Origin of the sequence: Streptomyces sp. NPDC001401 (assembly GCF_042895385.1) — a bacterium.
In the GTDB taxonomy this organism is placed as follows: domain Bacteria; phylum Actinomycetota; class Actinomycetes; order Streptomycetales; family Streptomycetaceae; genus Streptomyces.
Window position 1 is genome coordinate 941,615 of record NZ_JBIAWI010000002.1, and the last position, 23,657, is coordinate 965,271.

General features: G+C 71.4%; 20 protein-coding genes. 15 read left to right on the plus strand and 5 right to left on the minus strand.

All coding sequences use genetic code 11. The features are described from left to right. Positions 1–252 precede the first annotated feature (252 nt). Positions 253–828 carry an adenylosuccinate lyase gene (locus ACFY10_RS11800; protein ID WP_390664886.1) on the plus strand — a complete coding sequence of 192 codons (576 nt, stop codon included), beginning with the start codon at positions 253–255 and terminating at the stop codon, positions 826–828. 7 nt (positions 829–835) lie between these two features. On the opposite strand, the gene ACFY10_RS11805 is transcribed toward ACFY10_RS11800, so the two are convergent. The 4 genes from ACFY10_RS11805 to ACFY10_RS11820 all read right to left on the minus strand — a co-directional run bounded on the left by ACFY10_RS11805 (position 836) and on the right by ACFY10_RS11820 (position 4,582). Beyond that, positions 836–1,336, minus strand: a complete 501-nt coding sequence (locus tag ACFY10_RS11805; protein ID WP_390664887.1) for a GNAT family N-acetyltransferase — start codon at positions 1,334–1,336, stop codon at positions 836–838. A 20-nt stretch (positions 1,337–1,356) separates the two neighbouring features. Further along, complete coding sequence (locus tag ACFY10_RS11810) at positions 1,357–1,755, minus strand: RidA family protein (RefSeq protein WP_390664888.1); 399 nt, start codon at positions 1,753–1,755, stop codon at positions 1,357–1,359. Positions 1,756–1,816: 61 nt separating this feature from the next. Beyond that, a complete protein-coding gene (locus ACFY10_RS11815) occupies positions 1,817–3,403 on the minus strand; it encodes an alpha/beta hydrolase (protein WP_390664889.1) in 1,587 nt (528 codons plus the stop codon). Between the two features lie 135 nt (positions 3,404–3,538). After that, positions 3,539–4,582, minus strand: coding sequence for an Rv2578c family radical SAM protein (locus ACFY10_RS11820; protein WP_390664890.1), 1,044 nt, complete (start codon positions 4,580–4,582; stop codon positions 3,539–3,541). A 177-nt stretch (positions 4,583–4,759) separates the two neighbouring features. Between ACFY10_RS11820 and ACFY10_RS11825 the strand changes: the two genes are divergently transcribed. The 4 genes from ACFY10_RS11825 to ACFY10_RS11840 all read left to right on the plus strand — a co-directional run bounded on the left by ACFY10_RS11825 (position 4,760) and on the right by ACFY10_RS11840 (position 11,301). Then, positions 4,760–5,203 carry an SRPBCC family protein gene (locus ACFY10_RS11825; protein WP_390664891.1) on the plus strand — a complete coding sequence of 148 codons (444 nt, stop codon included), beginning with the start codon at positions 4,760–4,762 and terminating at the stop codon, positions 5,201–5,203. A 146-nt stretch (positions 5,204–5,349) separates the two neighbouring features. After that, complete coding sequence (locus ACFY10_RS11830; protein WP_390664892.1) at positions 5,350–7,746, plus strand: MFS transporter; 2,397 nt, start codon at positions 5,350–5,352, stop codon at positions 7,744–7,746. A gap of 153 nt (positions 7,747–7,899) precedes the next feature. Further along, positions 7,900–10,395 carry a SpoIIE family protein phosphatase gene (locus ACFY10_RS11835; protein WP_390664893.1) on the plus strand — a complete coding sequence of 832 codons (2,496 nt, stop codon included), beginning with the start codon at positions 7,900–7,902 and terminating at the stop codon, positions 10,393–10,395. A gap of 180 nt (positions 10,396–10,575) precedes the next feature. After that, positions 10,576–11,301: a class I SAM-dependent methyltransferase gene (locus tag ACFY10_RS11840; RefSeq protein ID WP_390664894.1), complete on the plus strand. Its 726-nt coding sequence runs from the start codon at positions 10,576–10,578 to the stop codon at positions 11,299–11,301. A 168-nt stretch (positions 11,302–11,469) separates the two neighbouring features. Here ACFY10_RS11840 and ACFY10_RS11845 read toward each other — a convergent pair whose 3' ends face one another. Further along, the gene (locus ACFY10_RS11845) at positions 11,470–12,060 is read right to left on the minus strand and encodes a TetR family transcriptional regulator (RefSeq protein ID WP_390664895.1); all 591 of its coding nucleotides are present in this window, start codon (positions 12,058–12,060) and stop codon (positions 11,470–11,472) included. A gap of 94 nt (positions 12,061–12,154) precedes the next feature. Here ACFY10_RS11845 and ACFY10_RS11850 point away from each other — a divergent pair, with 94 nt between their 5' ends. From ACFY10_RS11850 to ACFY10_RS11895, 10 genes are all read left to right on the plus strand, one after another. Next, on the plus strand, positions 12,155–12,877 hold the full coding sequence (locus ACFY10_RS11850; protein ID WP_390664896.1) for an NADPH-dependent F420 reductase: 723 nt from the start codon (positions 12,155–12,157) through the stop codon (positions 12,875–12,877). A gap of 13 nt (positions 12,878–12,890) precedes the next feature. Continuing rightward, positions 12,891–13,646 (plus strand): dienelactone hydrolase family protein, encoded by a 756-nt coding sequence (locus ACFY10_RS11855; RefSeq protein WP_390664897.1) that lies wholly within the window; start codon positions 12,891–12,893, stop codon positions 13,644–13,646. Positions 13,647–13,695: 49 nt separating this feature from the next. After that, complete coding sequence (locus tag ACFY10_RS11860) at positions 13,696–14,529, plus strand: M55 family metallopeptidase (protein ID WP_390664898.1); 834 nt, start codon at positions 13,696–13,698, stop codon at positions 14,527–14,529. Further along, positions 14,522–15,826: a M20/M25/M40 family metallo-hydrolase gene (locus ACFY10_RS11865; RefSeq protein ID WP_390664899.1), complete on the plus strand. Its 1,305-nt coding sequence runs from the start codon at positions 14,522–14,524 to the stop codon at positions 15,824–15,826. Before ACFY10_RS11860 ends, ACFY10_RS11865 begins: the two co-directional genes overlap by 8 nt. A 17-nt stretch (positions 15,827–15,843) precedes the next feature. After that, positions 15,844–17,796 (plus strand): prolyl oligopeptidase family serine peptidase, encoded by a 1,953-nt coding sequence (locus tag ACFY10_RS11870; RefSeq protein WP_390664900.1) that lies wholly within the window; start codon positions 15,844–15,846, stop codon positions 17,794–17,796. Further along, the gene (locus ACFY10_RS11875; RefSeq protein WP_390664901.1) at positions 17,793–18,716 is read left to right on the plus strand and encodes an LD-carboxypeptidase; all 924 of its coding nucleotides are present in this window, start codon (positions 17,793–17,795) and stop codon (positions 18,714–18,716) included. The genes ACFY10_RS11870 and ACFY10_RS11875 overlap by 4 nt, the downstream gene beginning before the upstream one ends. Positions 18,717–18,864: 148 nt before the next feature. Continuing rightward, positions 18,865–20,637 (plus strand): CocE/NonD family hydrolase, encoded by a 1,773-nt coding sequence (locus ACFY10_RS11880; protein ID WP_390664902.1) that lies wholly within the window; start codon positions 18,865–18,867, stop codon positions 20,635–20,637. Positions 20,638–20,696: 59 nt separating this feature from the next. Next, on the plus strand, positions 20,697–20,942 hold the full coding sequence (locus tag ACFY10_RS11885; protein ID WP_390664903.1) for a DUF1049 domain-containing protein: 246 nt from the start codon (positions 20,697–20,699) through the stop codon (positions 20,940–20,942). Between the two features lie 19 nt (positions 20,943–20,961). After that, complete coding sequence (locus ACFY10_RS11890; protein WP_390664904.1) at positions 20,962–21,543, plus strand: GNAT family N-acetyltransferase; 582 nt, start codon at positions 20,962–20,964, stop codon at positions 21,541–21,543. Positions 21,544–21,727: 184 nt separating this feature from the next. Continuing rightward, a complete protein-coding gene (locus ACFY10_RS11895) occupies positions 21,728–23,656 on the plus strand; it encodes a DUF5107 domain-containing protein (RefSeq protein WP_390664905.1) in 1,929 nt (642 codons plus the stop codon). The last annotated feature ends 1 nt before the right edge of the window (position 23,657 follow it).

Below are 23,657 nucleotides of genomic sequence, written 5' to 3' on the forward strand. Positions count from 1 at the left end.
TCGCCGTGGGCGCGCACACGCCTGAAGCGAACGGTGGTGATTCGACCGGCCCTGTCCCGTGGCCGGGTCGTGCTGCGGTACCTGATGTACCGAACCGACTGCTCTCACGACGGCTGCGTCACCAGGCCGCCGTAAGGAGGTGCGAGTGGGTAACTCGCTCGTCTGAGCTTAACCGGCGGGTAACGAGCGCGCTAGTCCCCGTGTTTGTGATGTACGTCCCGAGAGATCGGCGTCCCCTCTAATGTCGGTGCCATGGACGAAGAGTTGCGATCACTCACGGAGCGTTTACGGGCGGAGTCGGGGGCGACCGCCGCGTACGACCGGCTCGTGGCGACCGAGGACCCCGACGAGCTGGCCCGGGTGCTCACCGAGCCCGGGCAGCCGCTGTGGGCCAGGGAGCTGGCCGCGTTCCGGCTGGGGCTCGCGGGCGACCGCCGTGCCTTCGAGGCCCTCGTCCTGTTCCTGAACCACCGCGATCCGCAGCGCTGTGCCTCCGCCGCCCACGCCCTCGCCCACCTCGGCGACCCGCGCACCGCCCGCGCGGCGGCCGCCCTCGCCACCAACGAACTCCGCGTCGCCTACGCCCTCCACCCGGTCCGGCTCCTTGCGGAGCTGCGCGCCCCCGAATCCGTGCCCGCGCTGATCACCACCCTGGAGCGCAGGCTGCGCCCGCACGACCCGTACCGGCGGGTGGCGCTCGCCTGCGTGGAGGGCCTCGGCGACCTGGAGGACACCCGCGCCAGACCCGTACTCAACGAGGCGCTGGCGCATCCGGCGCTGGCGGAGGCGGCGGTCCGGGCGTTGGAACGGATTCCGAAACAGAGGTGACGCCGCGTCAGTCCGTGAGGTCCCTGACGTACCGCACCTCGGGCACCGCGACGCCGTCCACCTCGAAGGGTTCCTCGGTGCCGTCCGTGCGGAAGCCCGACCGCTCGTAGAAGCGCCGGGCGCGGGCGTTCTCCTCGAGGACCCAGAGGAGCATGCGGTCGTGGCCGACGGTGGCGCAGAGCCGTATGGACTCCTGGATGAGGGCGGGCCCGATGCCGGCGCCGTACCGCTTCGGGTCGACGTAGATCGCGTACAACTCGGCGTCCCCGGTGGTGACTTCGCCGTCCCGGTACGGGCCGTGGCAGGCCCAGCCGGCGATCTCGCCGTCCAGTTCGGCGATCAGGTTCACCACGCCGGGATTGCCCTGGAGGAAGCGCATGCGGCGCCGTTCGGCGTCCTCCGTCACGCTCATCGCGTCGAGGTACGACTGCGGGATGATCCCCCGGTACGCGGTCTGCCAGCCGCCGACGCGGATCTCGGCCACGCGGTCGCAGTCGGCCAGTGTCATCTCCCGGATCCGGAGACCGCTCACTCGCCCACGACCGCGAACGCCTCGATCTCCATCAGGAAATCGGGCCGGACCAGCGCGGCGACCTGCACCGCGGAGGCGGCGGGGAGCCGGTCGTCGGGTATGTGTGCGGCGCGGGCCGCGCGGATCGCGGGCATGTGCGCCATGTCCGTGACGAAGAAGGTGAGTTTGACGACGTCGTCGAAGGTCGCTCCGGCGGCGGCCAGGCAGCGTCGGAGGTTCTCGAAGACCTGGCGGGCCTGGGCCTCGGGGTCGCCCTCACCGACGGGCTTGCCGTCCTCGTCCAGCGCGATCTGGCCGGCGATGGCGACGAAACGGCCCGTGCCCATGACGACGTGGCTGTACTGCGCGGCGGGGAAGACCCCGTCGGGGGCGGTGATCCTGGTCAGCTCACTCATGCGTCCATCGTGGACCACGGGTCTGACAGCGCCCCCGACGGGACCTCGATTTCGCTGGTGCTCAGCCGCGGAAGCCGACCAGTCCGTGCAGCGTCGCGCCGCCGGTGGACCCGGTGGACGTCGACGCGGCCTTGGTGGTCAGCGGCGTGGGGTCGGGCGTCTTCGGGCACACCGCGTCGATCGGGCCGCCGCTGCGCGGCACCGTGCCGTCGGACAGGTACGTCGCAAGGTACTTGTCGAGGCAGGCGTTCCCGCTCAGCGTGATGCCGTGGTTCCCGCCGCCCTGCTCGACCACGAAGCTCGAGCCGGCCAGCAGGCGGTGGACCGTCGCGCCGCCCTCGTACGGGGTGGCCGCGTCGTTGGTCGCCTGGAACAGCAGCACCGGCGGCAGCTTGTCATTGGCGATGTGCACCGGCCTCAGCGAGTCCGTCGGCCAGAAGGCGCACGGCGCGTTGTACCAGGCGTTGTTCCATACCATGAACGGCGCCTTGTCGTAGACCGCCCAGTTGTCCTTGCGCCACTGGTTCCAGTCGCGCGGCCAGGAGGCGTCACGGCACTGCACCGAGGCGTAGACGCTGTAGCCGTTGTCCCCGGACGCGTCGACGGCGGCGAAGTTCTGGTAGGCCTCGACCAGCGGGTCGGAGTTCTTGTTGTTCACGTATGCGGCGAACGCTTCGGCCAGGTACGGCCAGTAGCCGTTGTAGTAGCCGCCGGGGACGAACGTGTCCTCCAGCTCGGAGGCCCCCACCTTGCCGCCGGCCGGCTTCTTGGCGAGCGCCGCCCGCATCGCGTACCACTTGGCTTCGATCTTGGCCGGGTCGGTGCCCAGCTTGTACGTCGAGTTGTACTTGGCGATCCAGGCCATCAGGGCCTTCTGGCGCGCGTCGAAGGCGTAGTCCTGCGAGATGTTGTCGTCGTACCAGACACCGGTCGGGTCGACGATCGAGTCCAGGACCAGCCGCTTCACGCGCTGAGGGAAGAGCTTGGCGTAGACGGCGCCGAGGTAGGTGCCGTACGAGTAGCCGAAGTAGCTGGTCCTGCCGGCGCCGAGGGCCGCGCGGATCGAGTCCATGTCCTGCACGGCCTGGATGGTGTTGATGTACGGCAGCAGGCTCGCGTACTTGGTGCCGCAGGCGGCGGCGAAGGACTTGGCGCGGTCGAGGTTGGTCTTCTCGAGGGCCGGAGTGCTCGGCACGGAGTCGGGGCGCACCGGGTTGAAGTGGCCCGGCTTGCAGTCGAGGGCGGGCGTGCTCTTGCCCACCCCGCGCGGGTCGAAGCCGATGACGTCGTACTGGGCCGCGACCGCCTTGGGCAGTGAGGACGCGACGAACCCGGCGAGCGAGAGGCCGCTGCCGCCGGGACCGCCCGGGTTGACCAGCAGCGGGCCCTGGCTCTTCTTCGCGGTGTGCTTCACGCGCGAGAGCGCAAGCGTGATCTGCTTCCCGTGCGGGTTCTGGTGGTCGAGCGGCACGTTGAGCGACGCGCACTGGAGCGTCGGATAGTTCGTGGTGGCGCAGTTCTTCCAGGTGACTTTCGCGGCGGGAGCGGGCTCCGGGCTCTGCGAGGTGCTCGCGCCGGCGGGGAGAGCCGTGAAGCTCCCGGCCACGACGACGGCGGCACCGCACAGCACGGCTGCGCGTTTTCTCATGAAGTCCTCCCAGGACGGAGGGTTTCGGACCGCGAGTCTCACGGTCCTCGCCGCATAGTCCCGGAAAGCCGCTCCGGAAGAACTCGTTCTGGCAAGACTTGACCCAATCGGGTCGCGGGATGCGCTCGTATGCTCTCAAATCAGCGTGAGTTGGGTCGGTTCGGACACCGCCGGCTCGGGCGCCTCGGGGGGCGGGATCCGCCGTGGCATCCCCGCGCGCGTGGGGCCGATCCCGTACTCCTGGGCCAGGTCGTGGACCTGACGGGTGATCCGGCGCTGGTACCACTTCGGGGCGTAGGAGCCGTCCGCGTACAGGCGCTCGTAGCGGCGCACCAGGTACGGGTGGTGTTGGGCCAGCCAGGCCATGAACCACTCGCGGGCGCCGGGCCGCAGGTGCAGCACCAGCGGGGTGACGGAGGTGGCCCCGGCGGCCGCGATCGCCCGTACGGTGGCGCGCAGTTGGGCCGGCTGGTCGCTCAGGAAGGGGATCACGGGGGCCATCAGGACGCCGCAGCCGATGCCGTGCTCGGCGAGCGTGCGGACGACCTCCAGACGGCGCTCCGGGGCGGGTGTGCCCGGCTCCACCGTGCGCCACAGTTCGGGGTCGGTGAAGCCGACCGACACCGAGATGCCGACGTCCGTCACCTGGGCCGACTGCACCAGCAGATCGAGGTCGCGCAGGATCAGTGTGCCCTTCGTCAGGATCGAGAAGGGGTTGGCGTGGTCGCGCAGGGCGGACAGGATGCCCGGCATCAGGCGGTAGCGGCCCTCGGCGCGCTGATAGCAGTCGACGTTGGTGCCCATCGCGATGTGCTCGCCCTGCCAGCGGCGCGAGCCGAGCTGGCGGCGCAGCAGCTCCGGGGCGTTCACCTTGACCACGATCTGTGAGTCGAAGTCGAGCCCCGAGTCGAGGTCCAGATAGGTGTGCGTCTTGCGGGCGAAGCAGTACACGCACGCGTGCGAGCAGCCGCGGTACGGATTCACCGTCCACTCGAAGGGCATGCGCGAGACGCCCGGCACCCGGTTGATGATCGAGCGGGCCCGCACCTCGTGGAAGGTGATTCCACGGAATTCGGGCGTGTCGAAGGTACGGCTGACCACCGCGTCCGCGCCGAACAGCGCGGCGTCGGCCGCCCGGCTGTGGCCGCCGGACTCCACTGTGAGGTTCTCCCACCGCATGACGCCTCCTCGGTAGCGCTGCCCCGAGTGAAACACGTGTTCGAATTCCCGTGCAAGGCCTGTTTCCGATCGCTCCCGGCGCCCCGGGGGCGCCTTGGGCCACCCCGATTTGGGCGGCCGTGGGCGGGGGTGGTTGGCTTGCCCCAACCCCGAGAGAAGCAAGTCCTGGAGGAAGCAATGGCGCAGGTCGAGGCCACTACCGAGCGGGTCGTCGCGGCAGACGCAGAGAAGGTGTTCGACGCCCTCGCCGACTACAGCGGCACGCGCGCGAAGCTGCTGCCCGAGCACTTCAGCGAGTACGAGGTGCGCGAGGGCGGCGACGGCGAGGGCACCCTCGTCCACTGGAAGCTCCAGGCCACCAGCAAGCGCGTCCGCGACTGCCTCCTGGAGGTCAGCGAGCCCACCGACGGCGAGCTCGTCGAGAAGGACCGCAACTCCTCGATGGTCACCACCTGGCGGGTCACCCCGGCCGGCGAGGGCAAGTCCCGCGTCGTCGTGACCACCGTCTGGAACGGCGCCGGCGGCATCGGCGGCTTCTTCGAGAAGACCTTCGCGCCCAAGGGCCTCGGCCGGATCTACGACGCCGTGCTCGAGAAGCTCGCCACCGAGGTCGCGAAGTAAGTCCCGGGCGCTCGGGGGTCGTTGACGCCCCTCACCGGATCGAGTGGATCTCCTCGCGCCGCGCCGGTCCGCCGTAACTCGTCGCGCTTGCCCGTAGTTGCCGCCTTGAGCGGAATTGTGTGGCAGCGCGACGAGGGGAGCGGTACGTGGGCGGGACGACTCTGGCGCAGGGCGAACTGCGGGGCGAACCGGCCGTGGCGTCCCCGCAGGCTCCCTCCGCCGCGTCGGGCGGACCGGTCGAACTGAGTCCGCGCCGGGTGCGGTTGGTCTTCCTCGGGCTGATGCTGGCACTGCTGCTCGCCGCCCTGGAGCAGATGATCGTCGCCACCGCGCTCCCGAAGGTCGTCGGCGAGCTGCACGGCCTGGACAGGATGTCCTGGGCGATCACCGCCTACCTCCTCACCGCCACCGTGGGTCTCCCGGTCTACGGCAAGCTCGGCGACCTGCTCGGCCGCAAGGGCGTCTTCCAGTTCGCCATCGTCGTCTTCGTGATCGGCGCGGCGCTCGCGGGCAGGGCCCGGAGCATGGACCAGCTGATCGCCTTCCGCGCGGTCCAGGGTGTCGGCGCGGGCGGGCTCATGATCGGCGTGCAGGCGATCATCGCGGACATCGTGCCGCCCCGCAGGCGCGGCCGCTTCATGGGCCTGATCGGCGCCGCGTTCGGCCTCGCGTCCGTTGCCGGCCCCTTGCTGGGCGGGTACTTCACCGACCACCTCTCCTGGCGCTGGTGCTTCTACTTCAACGTCCCCTTCGGCCTGGTCACCCTGGCCGTCGTCACCGTCGTACTGAAGCTCCCGAAGCCGCAGGCCAAGCCGCGGCTCGACGTCCTGGGTGCTTTGCTGCTCGCCGCCGCCTCCACCTGCCTTGTGCTGCTGACCAGTTGGGGCGGCACCGAGTACGCCTGGGACTCGCGGGTGATCCTCGGCCTCGGCGCAGGAGCGGCGGCCGCCACCGTCCTCTTCCTCGTCGCCGAGCACTTCGCCGCCGAACCCCTCATCCCGCTGCGGCTGTTCAGGGACTCCGTCTTCAACGTCACCGGTCTGGTGGGCCTGGTGATCGGCGTCGCGCTGTTCGGCGCCGCCAGCTATCTGCCGACCTTTCTGCAGATGGTCGACGGGGCCTCCGCCACCGAATCGGGCCTGCTGATGCTGCCCATGATGGGCGGCATCGTCGGCGCCTCGATCGTCTCCGGGCAGCTCATCAGCCACACCGGGCGCTACAAGATCTACCCCGTCCTCGGCAGCGCCGTCTCCGTCGTCGGCATGTGGCTGCTCTCCCGCCTCGAAGCCGACACGCCCCGGCTGCACTACAGCATCTGGATGGCCGTCCTCGGCGCCGGGATCGGCATGGTGATGCCGGTCCTGATCCTGGCCGTGCAGAACTCCGTGCGCCCCGCCGACCTCGGCACCGCCACCAGTGCGAACAACTACTTCCGGCAGATCGGGGGAAGTGTCGGCGCCGCGATCTTCGGCACCCTCTTCGCCGACCGGCTCACCGACGCCCTCGGGAAACGGCTGCCCACGCGCGCGGGTGCACAGCTTCCCGACCCGGAGTCCATCACCCCGCAGCTCGTCCACGCACTGCCCGCGCCGCTGCGCGACGACTACATCCGGGCGTACGCCGACGCCATGCCCCGGATCTTCCTCTACCTGGTGCCGGTGCTCGCCCTCGGCCTGCTCATCGCGTTCTTCCTCAAGGAGAAACCACTGGTGTCCCACAACGCCGCCGAAACCGAGCCCGCGACCGAGAACGCCGCGATCCCGCAGGCCCGTTCGCCGTACCCCGCCGGAGTCCCTGTCTGCGGCTCGGTGCAGCACCCCGACGGGACCGTCGTCCCCCGCGCCGCGCTCACGCTCATCGACGCGACCGGACAGCAGATCGGGCGCGGCGCGAGCGGCGAGGACGGGCGGTACGCGCTGTCCACGCCCGGCTCGGGGGCGTACGTCCTCATCGCGGCCGCGGGCGGCCACCAGCCGCAGGCCGTCTCCGTCACCGTCGGCGAGCGCCCCGTCGAGCTGGATGTCGTCCTGGGCGGCGCCGGACGCCTTGCCGGCAGCGTGCTCACCGCCGACGGCACCCCCGTGCGCGACGCCACCGTCACGCTCACCAACGTGCACGGCGAGGTCGTCGCCACCACCCGCAGCGGACGCGAGGGCGGCTACGTCATCACCGACCTGGTGGCCGGCGAGTACACCCTCGCCGCGAGCGCGCCCGCGTTCCGCCCGGCCGCGCTCCCCGTCACCGTCCAGGCCTCCCGGGAGACCCGCCAGGACGTCGAACTCGCGGGCGGCGCCGTGCTGCGCGGCACCGTGCGGGCGAGCGGCGGGCGCCCCGTCGAGGACGCGCGCGTGACACTGCTCGACGCGGCGGGCAATGTGGTGGACACGCTGACCACCGGCCTCGACGGAACGTTCCGGTTCGTCGACCTGTCCTCCGGCGAGTACACCGTCATCGCCGCCGGTTACCCGCCGGTCGCCACGGTGCTCCAGATGGCGGGAGGCGGCCGGACCGAGCGGGATCTGCAGTTGGGGCACGAAGACTGACACAGCGTCATATGCTCCGGCGCGCGCCCCCGCGCGCGGGGGCCGTCCCATCGCACCAATTCCCGCATTGCCGCACATCACCACCGGCCGGAGCCGTACGGTGGAGTAGGCGGCGCAGATCTTGCGGAGCTGTGGGGAGAGAGGGCCTGGGCCATGGAATATGGCACCGACCGTGGCACCGAGAGGGACGCACCTCCCAGCCGCGGAGCTGGGAACGGCGCGGCGACCGAGCTCGCCACGGCCGGCCGTGTCCCGCTGGCCGTGGTCGTGGTGGACCGTGACGGCCTGGTCTCCCACTGGAGCAGGGGCGCGGGCCGGCTGTTCGGAGTCCCCAAGGACGACGCGATAGGGCGCGCGGCGGTGGACCTGCTGCCCGTATCCGGCGCACTGCCCGAGGACGAGGACATCACCCCGTACGGGGCGTACGCGGCATACGACGGTCTCGGCCCCGGCCTCGAATCGTCCCTCGACGGCAGGCTCTCCTACCCGGCGGCGGGCCGCGCCCGCCTCACCGTCCCCGAACACGAAGACGTCCACGCGCGCGTGGACGTGCTGTGGTGGGCGTACCCCCTGGTGGGCCCGGGACACGAGCGGCTGCTCGTCCTCGCCGCCGACACCGCCGGACTCCGCCAGGACGAACCCGACGACGGCGAAGGGGACCTGGCGTTCGAGCGGATCGCTCCCGGCTTCGCCCTGCACACGGACTTCCCCGGCGCCGAGGAGCTTGCCCGCCGGCTGCCCGAGATCCTGCCCAGCATGAGCGTCGACGAGAGCGCCCGCATCGTCTCGCAGGTCCTCGAACTGGGCTATCCGGTCCTGGAGTTCAGCCAGAACGACCGGGTGCCCGTCACCCCCGACTGGGGCGTGCCCCGGCGCGTCGAGCGCAGGGCACGTCGCGAGCGGGCCGCCCGGGCGGAGGCCGAGGGCCTGCCGGTACCGCAGGAGCTTGCCGACGAGGCCGAGGACCTCGAGTACGCGGCCGTACGCGAACACCTGGAGTTCCTCAACGAGGTCAGCGGGAGGATCGGCACCTCGCTGGACCTGTCCACGACCATCATCGAGGTCAGCAAGGCCGTCGTCCCGCGCTTCACGGACGTCGCCGGCACCTATCTGCGCGAACAGGTCGTCGCCGGCGAGGGGTTCCCCGACGGTGTACCGGACACGACCACCATGTGGCACCGGGTCGCCGTCGAGCACACCGACGAACCCGGCCGCTGGGACGACGTCGTGCCGGTCGGCGAGGCCATGCCCTTCCCGGCGCACACACCGTTCTTCCAGTGCATGACCAGTGGCGAGCCCGTCCTGGTGCCGCGCATCAGCGAGGAGATGGGCCACGCCATCGCCTCGCAGTTCGAGAAGCGTGACATCCGGCCGCTCATCAACAACCGCTCCATGCTGATCGTGCCCCTGAAGGCGCGCAATGTGGTGCTCGGCTTCATGATCCTGCTGCGCCACCCGGAGCGCGTCGAGTTCAACGACATGGACCGGGTCACCGGCGCCGAACTCGCCGCCCGCGCGGGCCTCGTGCTCGACAACGCGCGCATGTACACCTACCAGGAGAGCGTCGCCGAGACCCTCCAGGACAGCATGCTGCCGCACATCCCGCCGCGCATGGCGGGCTGCGACATCGCCACCCGCTATCTGCCGGGCACGCTCCTCGGCCGGGTCGGCGGCGACTGGTTCGACTCGGTGAAGCTCCCCGGCGCCCGCACCGCCCTCGTCGTCGGCGACGTCATGGGCCACGGCCTCAACTCGGCCGCCATGATGGGCCAGTTGCGTACGGCCGTGCAGACCATGGCCGCGCTCGACCTGCCGCCTGCGCAGTTGCTGCGCAACCTCGACGACCTCGCCCAGCGCCTCGGCGACACCTACCTCGCGACCTGTCTGTACGCCGTCTACGACCCGATCGCGAGCGAACTGCACATCGCCAACGCCGGGCACATCCCACCCGTACTGGTCCGCGCCGAGGACGGCCGCAGCGAGCTGCTCGACCTGCCGACGGGCGCGCCCATCGGCGTCGGCGGAGTGCCTTTCGAAGCGGTACGCGTGCGCGTGGAGCCCGGCGACCGCATCGTGATGTGCACCGACGGACTGGTCGAGGTGCGCGGCGAGGACATCGGCGTGGGCCTGGCGACCCTCAGCGAGTCCGCCGCCCACCCGGCCGCCTCCATGGACGACGCCTGCGACTCCATCATCCGCGCCCTCAACACACGCGGCGGCCGCAAGGACGACGTGGCCCTGCTGATGGCACGGCTCAACGGCATCGACGCGGACGACGTCGCCGAGTGGCGGCTCGCCCTCGACCCGATAGAGGTCGGCCGCGCGCGTGCCGTCGTCCGCGAGCAGCTCCACCACTGGGGGCTCGCCGAACTCGCCCACAACGCCGAGCTGTTGGTCAGCGAACTCGTCACCAACGCCGTACGGCACTCCCACAGCCGCCCCGTCGACCTGCGGCTCGTCCGCGGTGACACCCTGCTGTGCGAAGTGGACGACGACGACCACGACCTGCCGACCCTGCGCAGCGCCGGCCCGACCGACGAGTTCGGGCGCGGACTGCGCGTGGTCAGCACCCTCGCCCGCGAGTGGGGCACCAGCCGTACGAAGGCGGGCAAGACCGTCTGGTTCGAACTGACCCTGCCGCGGCGCTGACCGCACAACAGGGGCGTGCTGACTGCACATCAGGGGTGTGAGAGGGACCCGGGGGCGTACGACCCTCGAATGCGGAGTGAAGGAATGCGCCACGCGCTTGTAGCTGTGACCAGGGCGCGATAGACCGTACTCGCCCGTCACTTGAAGCGGGCCAGTTCGTCGCACCCTGGGGAGTCGGTCATGAGCGTGACGAGTCGGTACCGGGAGGCCTGGGAGGGCTTCTGGCGTGAGGCCCCCGAGGAGCAGGGGGCCGTGTTCTGGGACGCGGAGCCTGCCCTGACCGTCGGCATACACCTGAGCCTGTTCGAGCCGCACCTCGCCCATCCCGGCCTGGCGATGGTGGACCTCGGCTGCGGCAACGGCACCCAGACCCGTTTCCTCGCCGACCGCTTCAGGCGCGTCGTCGGCGCGGATCTGTCCGCCGCCGCCCTCGACCACGCCCGGCACGCCGACCCCGCCGGACAGGCGACGTACCGCGTGCTGGACGCCGTGGAGAAGAGCGAGACGGAGACGCTGCACGCCGAACTCGGCGACGCCAACGTCTATATGCGCGGCGTCCTCCACCAGGCCGAACCGGACGACCGGCAGCCCATGGTGGACGGGCTCGCCGCGCTCGTCGGCGAGCGCGGCCGGGTCTTCCTCGTCGAACTCTCCGAGGCCGCCAAGCCCGTCCTGCTGGGCCTGGCGCAGAGCCCCACCGGACCGCCGCCCAAGCTCGCGCCGATCTTCCAGCACGGCATCGCCCCCGGTGAAGTGGCCGACGACGCCGTGCCCGAGTATCTGCGCACGGCCGGCCTCACCGTCCTGGCGAGCGGTGAACTCCCGCTGACCACCACGGAGTTCGGCCCCGACGGCAGGCGGATCGAGCTGCCGTCCAAGTGGCTGGTGGCGGGGCGCACCATGTGACGAAGGTGGTGGCCGGGGTTCAGGAGGGCATCACCATCGGCAGCAGGCCGTACGCCTGCATGGGCTCGCGTGGTGCAGACGCCCGACGTCAACAACGCCAACGGCGTCGTCGGCACCCCTGACGGCCGCGGCCTGATCGTCGTGAGCAGCACGCCCGGCACACTCTGATCATCCCGCCGCGAGCGCCGCGAACGCGTCGTCCAGCAGCTCGACCAGGTTCAGGCGGCCGTCGGAGGCGAGCCAGTGGTCCAGGGCGACGTTCAGACAGTCCAGGGCGGCTGCCGCCCGCACCGACTGGGCGAGCGTCGGCGCGTCGGCACCGGCGCGCTCGGCGAGGGCCTCGGACAGGGCGGGGCGCCAGCTGTACTGCTTCTCCAGGTGCCGCGCGCACAGGGCCGGGGTGTCGCGGACCAGCCGGGTCGTCTCCAGGGAGCCGGCCGGGTCCACGTGATACCGCTCGATCACCGTGTCCAGGGCGTGCCGCAGGGCCGTCCACTCGTCCTCGTCGGCCGGACGGGCGCGCAGGGCGTCGGCGACCCGCCGGTCCTGCCCCTCGAAGGCGCCGAGGACCGCGTCCTCCTTGGTGCCGAAGTAACGCAGAAAGGTGCTGCGGGACACCCCGGCGGCCGCTGCGAGGTCGTCGAGGGTGACCTTGTCGAATCCTTCTCGGCGGAACAACTCGAAGGCCACCTGGGCGAGTTCGGCCCTCACGGCGGCCCGGGCGATGTCCCTCGTCTTCGTGCGTGCTGCTGCGGTCACTCGCCGATCCTAACCTCAGCCGACCCTGGCTTGCAGTGTCGAAACTCAGTGGCTAGCGTGACACTCAGTTTCACATACGACGCGGAGGTGCGCCATGGCGAGCAGGACCCTTGGAATCATCGGCAGCGGCATGATCGGCGGTGTGGTGGCCCGGCTGGCCGTCGGCGCCGGACTGGATGTCGTCCTCAGCAACTCCCGCGGCCCCGAGACGCTCGCCGATCTTGTCGGCGAGCTCGGTGCACACGCCCGTGCGGCCACGCCCGCCGAGGCCGCGCGCGCCGGTGACCTGGTCGTGGCCACCGTTCCCCTGAAGGCCTACGACCGTCTCCCTGCCGACGCTCTGGCGGGCCGGACGGTGATCGACACGATGAACTACTACCCGGACCGCGACGGCCGCCTCGCCGAGCTGGACGCGGGTGAGCTGACCTCCAGCGCCCTGGTGCAGCGGCACCTTGCAGGCTCCCGGGTGGTCAAGGCCTTCAACAACATCGACTTCCGGCGCCTGTTCACCAGCGCCCGCCCCGCCGGCGCCCCCGACCGCAGTGCCCTGCCCATCGCGGGCGACGACCCGGCAGCCAAGGCGGAGGCCGCCGAGCTGCTGGATCTCCTCGGCTACGACGCGGTGGACATCGGCACGCTCGCCGACAGCTGGCGCAGCCAGCCGGACACCCCGGTGTACGTACAGCCGTACATGGGAGAGCGGCCGGAGGGGCTGAGCCAGGAGGAGGGGCAGCGCTGGTTCTTCGAGACGCCCGGCGTCCCGATCCCCGCCGCCCGCGTGAAGGAACTGACCGACGCCGCCACCCGCGAGAACTGAGAGACGCCCTCCCATGACCGCCGTACAGGGAACATCCCTCGACATCCCCACCCCCGACGGAACCGCCGACGCCTACCTCGCCCGCCCCGACGACAACGCCCCGCACCCGGCCGTCCTGCTCTACATGGACGCCTTCGGTCTGCGCCCGCACCTCAGGTCGATGGCCGACCGTCTCGCCTCGGCCGGTTACACGGTCCTCGTCCCCAACGTCTTCTATCGCCATGGCCGCGCACCCGTGGTCGAACTGCCCGATTTCATCAACCCCGCCGAGCGTCCGGAGATCATCCAGGCCCTGGGCCCGGCCGCGCGGACCCTCACCCCGGAGGGCGCCATGCGGGACGCCGCCGGCTACCTGGACTGGCTGGCCGCGTCCCCCTTCACCACCGCCGGGCCGGTCGGCATCACCGGCTACTGCATGGGCGCGGGCCTGACCCTGCGCACCGCCGGCACCTACCCGGAGCGGGTCGCCGCCGCGGCCGGCTTCCACGGCGCGTACCTCGCCACCGACGCCCCGGACAGCCCCCATCTGCTCGCCGACCGCATCACCGCCGAGCTCTACTTCGGCCACGCCGACCAGGACGCCACCAACCCCGCCGAACAGATCGACCGCCTCGACAAGGCGCTCACCGCTGCCGGGGTCCGCCATCGCGGCGAGGTGTACGGCGGGGCCCACCACGGGTTCACGCAGGCCGACACGGCGATGTACGGCGCGCAGGCGGCGGAGCGGCACTGGGCGGCGCTGCTGGAGCTGTTCGGGCGCAGGCTCTGACCCCCTGCTTCCTGGCCGGTTCCCCCTGCGGCGCGTAACGTGACGCACCATGAAGATCCTGATCAGCGCTGACATGGAAGGTGCCACGGGGGTGACCTGGCCGGCCGACGTGCTGCCGGGAACACCGCAGTGGGAGCGGTGCCGCTCGATGTTCACCTCGGACGTCAATGCCGCCGTGCTGGGGTTCTTCGACGGCGGGGCGGACGAGGTCCTCGTCAACGAGGCCCACTGGACCATGCGCAACCTGCTCCTCGAGCACCTCGACGAGCGGACGGAGATGCTCACCGGGCGGCACAAGTCCCTCTCCATGGTGGAGGGCGTGCAGCACGGCGACGTGGACGGCATCGCCTTCGTGGGCTATCACGCCGGTGCCGGGATGGAAGGCGTCCTCGCCCACACCTACCTCGCCAACTCCATCACCGGGGTGTGGCTGAACGACGTACGCGCCAGTGAGGGGCTGCTCAACGCGCACGTCGTGGCTGAGTACGGGGTGCCCGTCGTGCTCGTCACCGGCGACGACGTGGCTTGTGAGGACGCCCTCGGGTACGCGCCCGAGGCGCTGAAGGTCGCCGTCAAGGACCATGTGTCGCGGTACGCGGCCGTGTGCCGCACACCGGCCAGGACCGCAGCCGACATCCGGGCCGCCGCCAAGGAGGCGGCGCAGCTGGCGGTCCGTCACCAGCCGGTCCAGGCAGGGCCGTTCACCGTGGCCCTCGAATTCGACGCCGAGCATCTAGCCATGGCCGCGACCGTCGTGCCGGGCGTCGGCCGGATCGGGGAGCGGAAGGTGGCGTACACCAGCGAGACGATGTACGACGGGATCCGTACCTTCAAGGCGGTCACCACGATCGTCTCGGCCGCCGTGGAGGAGCAGTATGGCTGACCAGCAGGCTCTGGACGAGGTCGTCCGGTTCACCTCCGATCTCATCCGCATCGACACCACCAACCGAGGCGGCGGCGACTGCCAGGAGCGCCCCGCCGCCGAGTACGCCGCCGAGCAGCTGGCGGGGGCCGGACTCGAACCCACCCTCCTGGAGCGCACCAAGGGGCGGGCCAATGTCGTGGCCCGTATCGAGGGGACCGACCCGTCCGCCGACACCCTGCTCCTCCACGGTCACCTGGACGTCGTACCCGCCCAGGCCGACGACTGGACCGTGCATCCCTTCTCCGGGGAGATCCGCGACGGGGTGGTGTGGGGGCGCGGTGCCGTCGACATGAAGAACATGGACGCCATGATCCTTGCCCTGCTGCGGAGTTGGGCGCGGGAGGGTGTGCGGCCCCGGCGTGACATCGTCGTCGCGTTCACCGCCGACGAGGAGGACAGTGCCCGGGACGGTTCCGGGTTCCTCGTCGATCGGCACGCGGGGCTGTTCGAGGGGTGCACCGAGGGCGTCAGCGAGTCGGGGGCGTTCACCTTCCACGACGGCAGCGGGCGGCAGATCTATCCGATCGCGGCCGGTGAGCGCGGCACGGGCTGGCTGAGACTCACCGCGCACGGGCGCGCCGGACACGGCTCCCAGGTGAACAGGGAGAACGCGGTCACCCGCCTCGCCGCCGCCATCACCCGCATCGGCGAGCACCAGTGGCCGCTGCGGCCGACTCCGACCGTGCGCGCGGCCCTGGCCGAACTCGCCGCGCTGTACGGCATCGAGGACGGCCTGGACGATGTGGACGGGTTGCTGGCGAAGCTCGGACCTGCCGCCAAGCTCGTCGAGGCCACCGTCCGCAACAGCGCCAACCCGACCATGCTGGACGCCGGTTACAAGGTCAACGTGATCCCCGGGGAGGCCGTCGCGTACGTCGACGGGCGGTATCTGCCCGGCGGCGAGGACGAGTTCCGCACGACCCTCGACCGGCTCACCGGACCCGACGTGGAGTGGGAGTTCCACCACAATGAGGTGGCCCTCCAGGCGCCGGTGGACTCGCCGACGTACGCGAAGATGCGTGCCGCCGTCGAGGAGTTCGCGCCCGAGGGGCATGTGGTGCCGTACTGCATGTCGGGCGGCACGGATGCCAAGCAGTTCTCGCGGCTCGGCATCACCGGGTACGGGTTCACACCGCTGAAGCTGCCGGAAGGCTACGACTACCGGGCCATGTTCCACGGGGTCGACGAGCGGGTTCCGGTGGAGGCGCTCCACTTCGGTGTCCGCGTCCTCGACCGCTTCCTGCGGACGGCTTAGGCGAGTTGGGGGAGAACGTGCAGACACTGCCGTACGGTTCCTGGCCCTCGCCCATCGACGCGGCGCTCGCCGCCGTGCACGACGGGCGCCCCGAGTACGTCGGCTTGGTGGGCGACGAGGCGTGGTGGACCGAGCCACGGCCCGCCGAGGGCGGCCGGCGCACCCTGGTGCGGCGGCGCGCCGACGGCCGGGAGGAACCGCTGCTGCACGCACCGTGGAACGTCCGCAGCCGCGTCATCGAGTACGGCGGACAGCCCTGGGCCGGGACCGTCGTGGACGGACGGCCGCTCGTGGTGTTCGTGAACTTCGCCGACCAGCGGCTCTACCGGTTCGAGCCCGGAAGCGACCCGCGTCCGCTCACGCCGGTGTCGCTCGTGGGCGGCGGACTGCGCTGGGTGGATCCGCAGTTGCTGCCCGGACGCGGTGAAGTGTGGTGCGTGCTCGAGGAGTTCACCGGCGACGGACCCGCCGATGTGCGCCGCGTCCTGGCCGCGGTGCCGTTGGACGGTGCGGCGGCCCAGGCCCGGGATGCCGTACGCGAACTCACCGACGACCGGCACCGGTTCGTCACCGGTCCCCGCCTCTCGCCCGACGGGCGGCGCGCGGCCTGGCTGGCCTGGGATCATCCGCGCATGCCGTGGGACGGTACGGAGCTGCTCGTCGCCGACGTCGGCGACGACGGCACTCTGCGGCAGACGCGTACGGTCGCCGGGGGACCGGACGAGTCGATCGCCCAGGCGGACTGGGCACCCGACGGCTCCCTCCTCCACGCGAGCGACCGCACCGGCTGGTGGAACCTCTACCGCGACGGCCTGCCGCTGTGCCCGCGCGAGGAGGAGTTCGGCGGGCCCCTGTGGAAGCTCGGGCAGCGCTGGTTCGCCCCGCTGGACAGCGGACTGATCGCCGTCGTGCACGGCCGCGGCGCCACCGCGCTCGGGCTGCTCGACCCCGAGACCGGCGAGGTCGTCGACGCGGCCGGCCCCTGGACCGAGTTCGCGTCCACCCTCGCGGTGCACGGCGAGCGGGTCGTCGGTGTCGGGGCCAGCCCGCGCACCGGCTACGAGGTGGTCGAGCTGGACAGCCGTACGGGCCGGGCCCGGGTGATCGGCGCCGAGCACGAGGACTCCGTCGACCCCGCCTGCTACCCCGAGCCCCAGATCCGCACCTTCACCGGACCCGCCGGACGCGACATCCACGCGCACATCTACCCGCCCCACAACCCTCGCTGTATCTCGCCCGGCGACGAACTGCCGCCCTACGTCGTCTGGGCACACGGCGGCCCCACCAGCCGGGCGCCGCTCGTGCTCGACCTGGAGATCGCCTACTTCACCTCCCGGGGCATCGGTGTCGCCGAGGTCAACTACGGCGGCTCGACCGGGCACGGCCGCGAGTACCGCAACCGGCTGCGCGAGCAGTGGGGCGTGGTCGACGTCGAGGACTGCGCGGCCGTCGCCCTCGCCCTCGCCGACGAGGGCACCGCCGACCGCGACCGGCTCGCGATCCGCGGCGGCAGCGCGGGCGGCTGGACCACGGCCGCCTCCCTCGCGGCCACCGACGTCTACGCCTGCGGCACGATCATCTATCCCGTCCTCGACCTGGCGAGCTGGGGCGCGGGGGAGACCCACGACTTCGAGTCGCAGTACCTGGAGACCCTGGTCGGGCCGCTCGCCGAGGTGCCCGGACGGTACGCGGAGCGCTCGCCCGCCGAGCACGCCGACCGCATCACCGCGCCCTTCCTGCTGCTGCAGGGCCTGGACGACGTGATCTGCCCGCCCGCCCAGTGCGAACGCTTCCTGGCGCGGATGGAGGGCAGACGGGTGCCGCACGCGTACATCGCCTTCGAGGGGGAGGGGCACGGGTTCCGGCGGGCGGAGACCATGATCCGTGTCCTGGAGTCCGAACTCTCCCTCTACGCCCAGGTCTTCGGGCTGAATCCTCGCGGTATCCCCACACTGGAGCTGACCAAGTGAGAGAACTCCTGCGGCCGTCCCGGCTCGCCCCCGGCGCCCGCGTGGCCGTCGTCGCGCCCAGCGGGCCGGTGCCGGAGGAGCGGGTGCAGGCCGGGCTCGACGTGCTGCGGGGCTGGGACCTCGACCCGGTGGTGGCACCCCATGTCCTGGACCGGCACGGCGAGTTCGGCTACCTGGCGGGCACGGACGCCGACCGGGCCGCCGATCTGCAGGCCGCCTGGTGCGACCCGTCGGTGGACGCGGTGCTGTGCGCGCGGGGCGGATACGGGGCGCAGCGCATGGTCGACCTGCTCGACTGGGAGGCGATGCGGGCCGCCGGGCCGAAGGTGTTCGTCGGCTTCAGCGACGTCACCGTGCTGCACCAGGCGTTCGCCACGCGGCTCGGCCTGGTCACGCTGTACGGGCCGGCGGCCGCGGGCGTCGACTTCATCAAGAACGCGCGGGCACAGGAACACCTGCGGGCCACCCTGTTCACTCCCGAGTCGGTCCGCACCGTCACCTCCGGCGGCACCGCCCTGGTCCCCGGCCGGGCCCGGGGCATCACGCTCGGCGGGTGCCTGAGCCTGCTCGCCTCCGACCTCGGTACGCCGCACGCCCTGGCCGGCGCCCGTGGCGGCCTGCTGCTGATCGAGGACGTCGGCGAGCAGGCGTACCGCATCGACCGGATGCTCACCCAACTCTTGCGCACCGGCTGGCTCGACGGTGTCGCCGCCGTCGCGCTCGGTTCGTGGGACAGGTGCGGTCCCTACGAGGCGCTGCGTCCCGTCCTCGTCGACAGGATCGGCGGCCTCTCAGTCCCCGTCGTCGAGGAGTTCGGATTCGGCCACTGCGCCGGGGCGTTGACCATCCCCTTCGGTGCGACCGCCGAGCTCGACGCCGACGCGGGCACCTTGACGCTCGACCGGCCCGCCCTCCGCTGAAACCGTCTTCACTGAATATCCGTCAGGAACACTCGTCTGGGCGATTGACCATGGTTGACACGTGTCACACCATGACAACCGGTCATAACTTACGGGTCGGTAAGGAGGGCTGTCCTGAGTGTGGAGGCCCCTGAGTGTGGAGGTCTCAGTGTCCCGACGCGTGTTCAGAACCCGAGCCCCGCTCGCCCTCGCCCTGGGCGCGGCGCTCGCCGCCCCCCAGGCACTCACCGCTCCCGTGGCCGCAGCAGGCCAATACAGCGTCACCGCGCTGAAGTTCACCGTTCAGGCGGGCGGCCGCAGCTGCACGGTCGACGCCGATCTGTACCGCCCGGCGGGCGTCGACAGCGCCCACCGCGCCCCGGCCGTGCTCGCCACCAACGGCTTCGGCGGGAGCAAGTCCGAAAACTCGACGAGTGGCATCGGCAAGGCCTTCGCCTCGCGCGGCTATGTGGCCCTGATCTACTCCGGGCTCGGCTTCGGCAACTCCGGCTGCCTGATCTCGCTCGACGACCCGGGCATCGACGGGACGGCCGCCTCCCGGCTGATCGACTTCCTGGGCGGCGGACGCGCCGCCGACGACGGAACCAAGGCCGACTTCATCACCCTGGACGGCACCGGCGACCCGCGGGTCGGCATGGTCGGCGGCTCGTACGGCGGGGCCATCCAGCTGGCGACGGCCGCCGTCGACCACCGCGTGGACGCGCTGGTCCCCCTGAACACGTGGAACAACCTCGCCTACGCACTGGACCCGAACAACGCCGACGGCACCGTCCCCGGCGCCTTCAAATGGCAGTGGACCAACGGGTTCTACCTCATGGGCGAGAGGCAGCTGCTGGCGCAGCCGAACCTCGACCCGTCCCGGATCAACTCCCTCACCTGTCTGCATTTCGTGACCAAGGTCTGTGCCGCCATCCGCACGCTGAACTCCGGCAGCTACCGCGCCGGCCCGACCGCCGCGCTGCTCGCCTACCTCCACAGCGTCTCCCCGGCGTCGTACCTGAACCGGGTCGAGGCACCCACCCTGCTGGTCCAGGGGCAGGTCGACAGCCTCTTCAACCTCAACGAGGCGACAGCGACGTACAAGACGCTCAAGGCCCAGGGCACACCCGCCAAGATGATCTGGCAGTCCTGGGGGCACAGCGGCGGCGTCACCGATCCGGCGGACGGTGAACTCAACCTGATCCAGGGCGACTTGGACAGAAGCTATGTCGGCAGGCGGATCCTCTCCTGGTTCGACCGCTATCTGCGCAGGCAGCACACCGACACCGGACCGGCCGTCGCCTACTACCGCGACTGGATCACCGACCCCGCCCACAGATACGCCACGGCCGACCGCCTCCCCGCCCCCAGCCGGACGCTCTACCTGTCCGGTGACGGCAAGCTCGTCGACAACAGCACGAAGGTGGCGCGCGGCAGCCGTACGTACACCAATCGGCTGACCCCCACGAGTCATTCGGAGAGCTCGCTGGCCGCGATCGCCGGGGTGCAGGACCCGGCGCCGTACGACACCGAGGGCACCTACCTCGGCTGGACCGGCGAACCGCTCACCCGCACCATCGATGTCGTCGGCGCGCCCCGGGCCACGCTCCAGGTCGTCTCCCCGCAGGCCGCGCGGAGCCGGCACTCCGACAATGCCGCCGACCGGCTCGTCCTGTTCGCCAAGCTGTACGACGTCGCGCCGGACGGCACCAAGACGCTGGTGCACCGGCTGGTCGCGCCGGTCCGGGTGCCGGACGTGACCAAGAGCTTCACCGTGACCCTGCCGGGCATCGTGCACCGGTACCAGAAGGGGCACCGGCTGCAATTCGTGATCGCGGCGAGCGACGACGCGTACTTCGGCAACCGCGGGATCAAGCCGGTGACCGTGGTCAGCGCGCCCGGGAACACCGGGGTGCTGGAGCTGCCCGTGCTCGGCGGATGAGGCGCCCCACGGGCAGCCCTCACCGTGCGTAAGGGGGGCTTCGGGCGCATTCTGGTTGCATGAGCCCGAAGACCTCCGAGCGGGGTGCCAGGCGCGGCGGCGACCGGGGCCCAGCGGTGACGCCCGGCCGGGTCGCCGTCCTGCTGCTCGCCGTCCTCGCCCTGATCTTCATCTTCCAGAACACCCGTCACACCAGGATCCGCCTCCTGATCCCCGAGGTCACGATGCCGCTGTCGACGGCGCTGCTCGCCGCGGCGGTCATCGGCTCGTTCTTCGGGGCATATTTCATGAGGCGGCGGCGTTAGTCCGCCGTAGGGTGGCGGGATGCCGCACACCGCATCCGGTTACCTCGCCGAAGGCCCCCGCGTGGGTATACGCCACTTCACCTACGAGGACGCCGCCGAGTTCACCGCCCGTGCCCGCGAGAGCAAGGACCTGCACCACCCCTGGCTGTTCCCGCCGGACACCCCGGGCGCGTACACCGCGTACGCGGGCCGGCTGATCGAGGACCCGACCAAGGCCGGATTCCTGGTCTGCGAGAAGGACGGCGCGCAGGGCGACGGGGCCATCGCCGGGTACATCAACATCAACAACATCGTCGAGGGCGGCTTCCAGTGCGGAGCCCTCGGCTACGGCGCCTTCGCGCACGCCGCCGGACGCGGGCTGATGCGGGAGGGGCTGGACCTGGTGGTGGGGTACGCGTTCGGGCCGATGCGACTGCACCGGCTGGAGATCAACGCGCAGCCGCAGAACGCCGCGTCGATCGCGCTGGCGCGCTCCTGCGGCTTCCGGCTCGAAGGGTTCTCGCCGAAGATGATCTTCATCGACGGGGCCTGGCGGGACCACGAACGCTGGGCGATCACCGCCGAGATGCGGGGCGCTTCGCTGGGGCCGCGGCTTGGGTAGTGCCGCGATGGGCTGTCGGTGTCTGCTGCGCCGTCGTGGCTGGTCGCGCCCACGCGGCGGAGCCGCATATCGACACAGCCCCGCGCCCCTTTGGGGCGCTGCAGCTCCCGCCGTTCAGGCGTTGCGGCCTTTGCGGAATCCTGACCGGTACGTCCCCTGGTCAGCTCACCGGTGAGCGGCTTCCATGGTGATCGTGACGACCATCCGACGTGAGGTACTGACGTTGCCCGCCGCGGAGTTGGGGCCGGACAATCCACTGCCCCCGCTGCGGCTGCTGCACGAGGTTCACCGCATCGACGACCGCGATCGGGACGAGCTGCCGCGGGACATGGCGCGGCAGGCGGGCCACGAACCCCTGCGCAGCCTGCTGCCGGTGCGGGTCAGGGACGGGTACGGGCGGGCGCGCGAGCCCCGTGAGTTCGACGCCCTCGTGATCGAGAACGGCCGGTTGCGTGCCACCGTGCTGCCCGCTCTTGGCGGCCGTGTCGCCTCCCTCCTCCACAAGCCGACCGGCCGCGAACTCCTCTACCGCAACCCGGTGTTCCAGCCCGCGAACTTCGCCCTCAACGGCGCCTGGTACTCCGGCGGCATCGAATGGAACATCGGCGCCACCGGTCACACCACCCTGTCCTGTTCCCCGCTGCACGCCGCCCGCGTCCCCGCCCCCGACGGCGGCGAGATGCTCCGGCTGTGGGAGTGGGAACGCCTGCGTGACCTGCCCTTTCAGGTCGACCTCTGGCTGCCGGAGGACTCCGACTTCCTGTACGTCGGCGTCCGCATCCGCAATCCGCACGAGCGGCCCGTGCCGGCCTACTGGTGGTCCAACATCGCCGTACCGGAGGAGCGCCGGGTGCTGGCGCCCGCGGAGGAGGCCTGGCAGTTCGGGTACGAGCGGCGCTTGCGGAGGGTGCCCGCACCCTCGTGCACTCGGATTCAGCAGCTCCCTTACGCCGCCGACTACTTCTACGATCTTCCCGATGCGCGCCGTCGCTGGATCGCCGCCCTCGACGAGGACGGGCACGGGCTGGTGCAGACCTCCACCGACCTGCTGCGCGGACGCAAGCTCTTCGTCTGGGGGAAGGGGCCCGGCGGGCGCCGCTGGCAACGGTGGCTCACCGAACCCGGCACGGGCGGCTACTGCGAGATCCAGGCCGGGCTCGCCCGTACCCAGCTGGAGCATGTACGGCTGGAAGCAGAGAGCGACGTGTCGTGGTTGGAGGCCTACGGTCCGCTGAGCTCTCCGCAGGCCGCCGACGAAGTGGAAGCGCGGCTGGAAGCCGCACTCCCGCGTGCCGACGTCGACGCCGCCCACGCCGCCTGGAAGCCGCACGCCGACACCGAACCCGGCGAGATCCTCGCCGTCGGCTCCGGCTGGGGTGCGCTCGAAGTGCTGCGCGAGGACTGGAAGCTGCCCGGCACGCCGTTCGACGAGGGCACGCTCGGCGAGGCCCAGGAGCCCTGGCTGCAGCTGCTGCGGGCCGGTTCCCTCCCCGAGCCGCGCCGGGTGCGGCCGCCCGGCGAGACGCTGGTCGCTCCGCACTGGCGGGACATGCTGGAGAGCGCGCCCGCGACCCCGCTCACCGAGTACCACCTGGGTGTCGCCCAGTGGCACGCCGGCGACCGGGCACAGGCGGTGCGCAGCTGGGAGCGGGCCCTCGAACTCGCCCCGTCGCTCTGGCCGTTGCTCCGCTGTCTCGCCGTCGCCGACCAGGAGAGCGGCAACCACGAGCGGGCCGCGGACCGGTACGCCGACGCCTTCGACGACCTGTGCCACGAGCGGCGCGACGGCGGCGAACGCTGGACGGCGGCCACGGCCGCACTGGGCCGCGAGGCGATCGAGGCCCTGCTCGCCGTGCGCCGCATGGCTCAGGCACGCGGGGTCTGGAAGCGGCTGCACCCTGCCACCCGGGAGCGCGGCCGGTTCCGGCTGATCGAGGCCGGGCTGCTGCTCGCGGAGGGGCGGCGGGAGGAGGCCCTGGACGTCTTCCGTGCGGGCTTCGAGGTCGCCGATCTGCGGGAGGGAGCGGAGGCGATCGGCCGCCTGTGGTCGAGGCTGACCGACGAACCGCTCCCGGCCCACTACGACTTCCGTATGCGGCCGCCGGAGGCGTAGG

What these genes read in the sequence shown, in the direction of transcription:
- ACFY10_RS11810 (WP_390664888.1), bottom strand. Translation starts at nt 1,755, where the DNA reads ATGAGTGAGCTGACCAGGATCACCGCCCCCGACGGGGTCTTCCCCGCC.
- ACFY10_RS11800 (WP_390664886.1), top strand. Translation starts at nt 253, where the DNA reads ATGGACGAAGAGTTGCGATCACTCACGGAGCGTTTACGGGCGGAGTCG.
- ACFY10_RS11855 (WP_390664897.1), top strand. Translation starts at nt 12,891, where the DNA reads ATGACCGCCGTACAGGGAACATCCCTCGACATCCCCACCCCCGACGGA.
- ACFY10_RS11835 (WP_390664893.1), top strand. Translation starts at nt 7,900, where the DNA reads ATGGAATATGGCACCGACCGTGGCACCGAGAGGGACGCACCTCCCAGC.
- ACFY10_RS11895 (WP_390664905.1), top strand. Translation starts at nt 21,728, where the DNA reads ATGGTGATCGTGACGACCATCCGACGTGAGGTACTGACGTTGCCCGCC.
- ACFY10_RS11890 (WP_390664904.1), top strand. Translation starts at nt 20,962, where the DNA reads ATGCCGCACACCGCATCCGGTTACCTCGCCGAAGGCCCCCGCGTGGGT.
- ACFY10_RS11885 (WP_390664903.1), top strand. Translation starts at nt 20,697, where the DNA reads ATGAGCCCGAAGACCTCCGAGCGGGGTGCCAGGCGCGGCGGCGACCGG.
- ACFY10_RS11820 (WP_390664890.1), bottom strand. Translation starts at nt 4,582, where the DNA reads ATGCGGTGGGAGAACCTCACAGTGGAGTCCGGCGGCCACAGCCGGGCG.
- ACFY10_RS11815 (WP_390664889.1), bottom strand. Translation starts at nt 3,403, where the DNA reads ATGAGAAAACGCGCAGCCGTGCTGTGCGGTGCCGCCGTCGTCGTGGCC.
- ACFY10_RS11850 (WP_390664896.1), top strand. Translation starts at nt 12,155, where the DNA reads ATGGCGAGCAGGACCCTTGGAATCATCGGCAGCGGCATGATCGGCGGT.
- ACFY10_RS11840 (WP_390664894.1), top strand. Translation starts at nt 10,576, where the DNA reads ATGAGCGTGACGAGTCGGTACCGGGAGGCCTGGGAGGGCTTCTGGCGT.
- ACFY10_RS11865 (WP_390664899.1), top strand. Translation starts at nt 14,522, where the DNA reads ATGGCTGACCAGCAGGCTCTGGACGAGGTCGTCCGGTTCACCTCCGAT.
- ACFY10_RS11860 (WP_390664898.1), top strand. Translation starts at nt 13,696, where the DNA reads ATGAAGATCCTGATCAGCGCTGACATGGAAGGTGCCACGGGGGTGACC.
- ACFY10_RS11825 (WP_390664891.1), top strand. Translation starts at nt 4,760, where the DNA reads ATGGCGCAGGTCGAGGCCACTACCGAGCGGGTCGTCGCGGCAGACGCA.
- ACFY10_RS11805 (WP_390664887.1), bottom strand. Translation starts at nt 1,336, where the DNA reads ATGACACTGGCCGACTGCGACCGCGTGGCCGAGATCCGCGTCGGCGGC.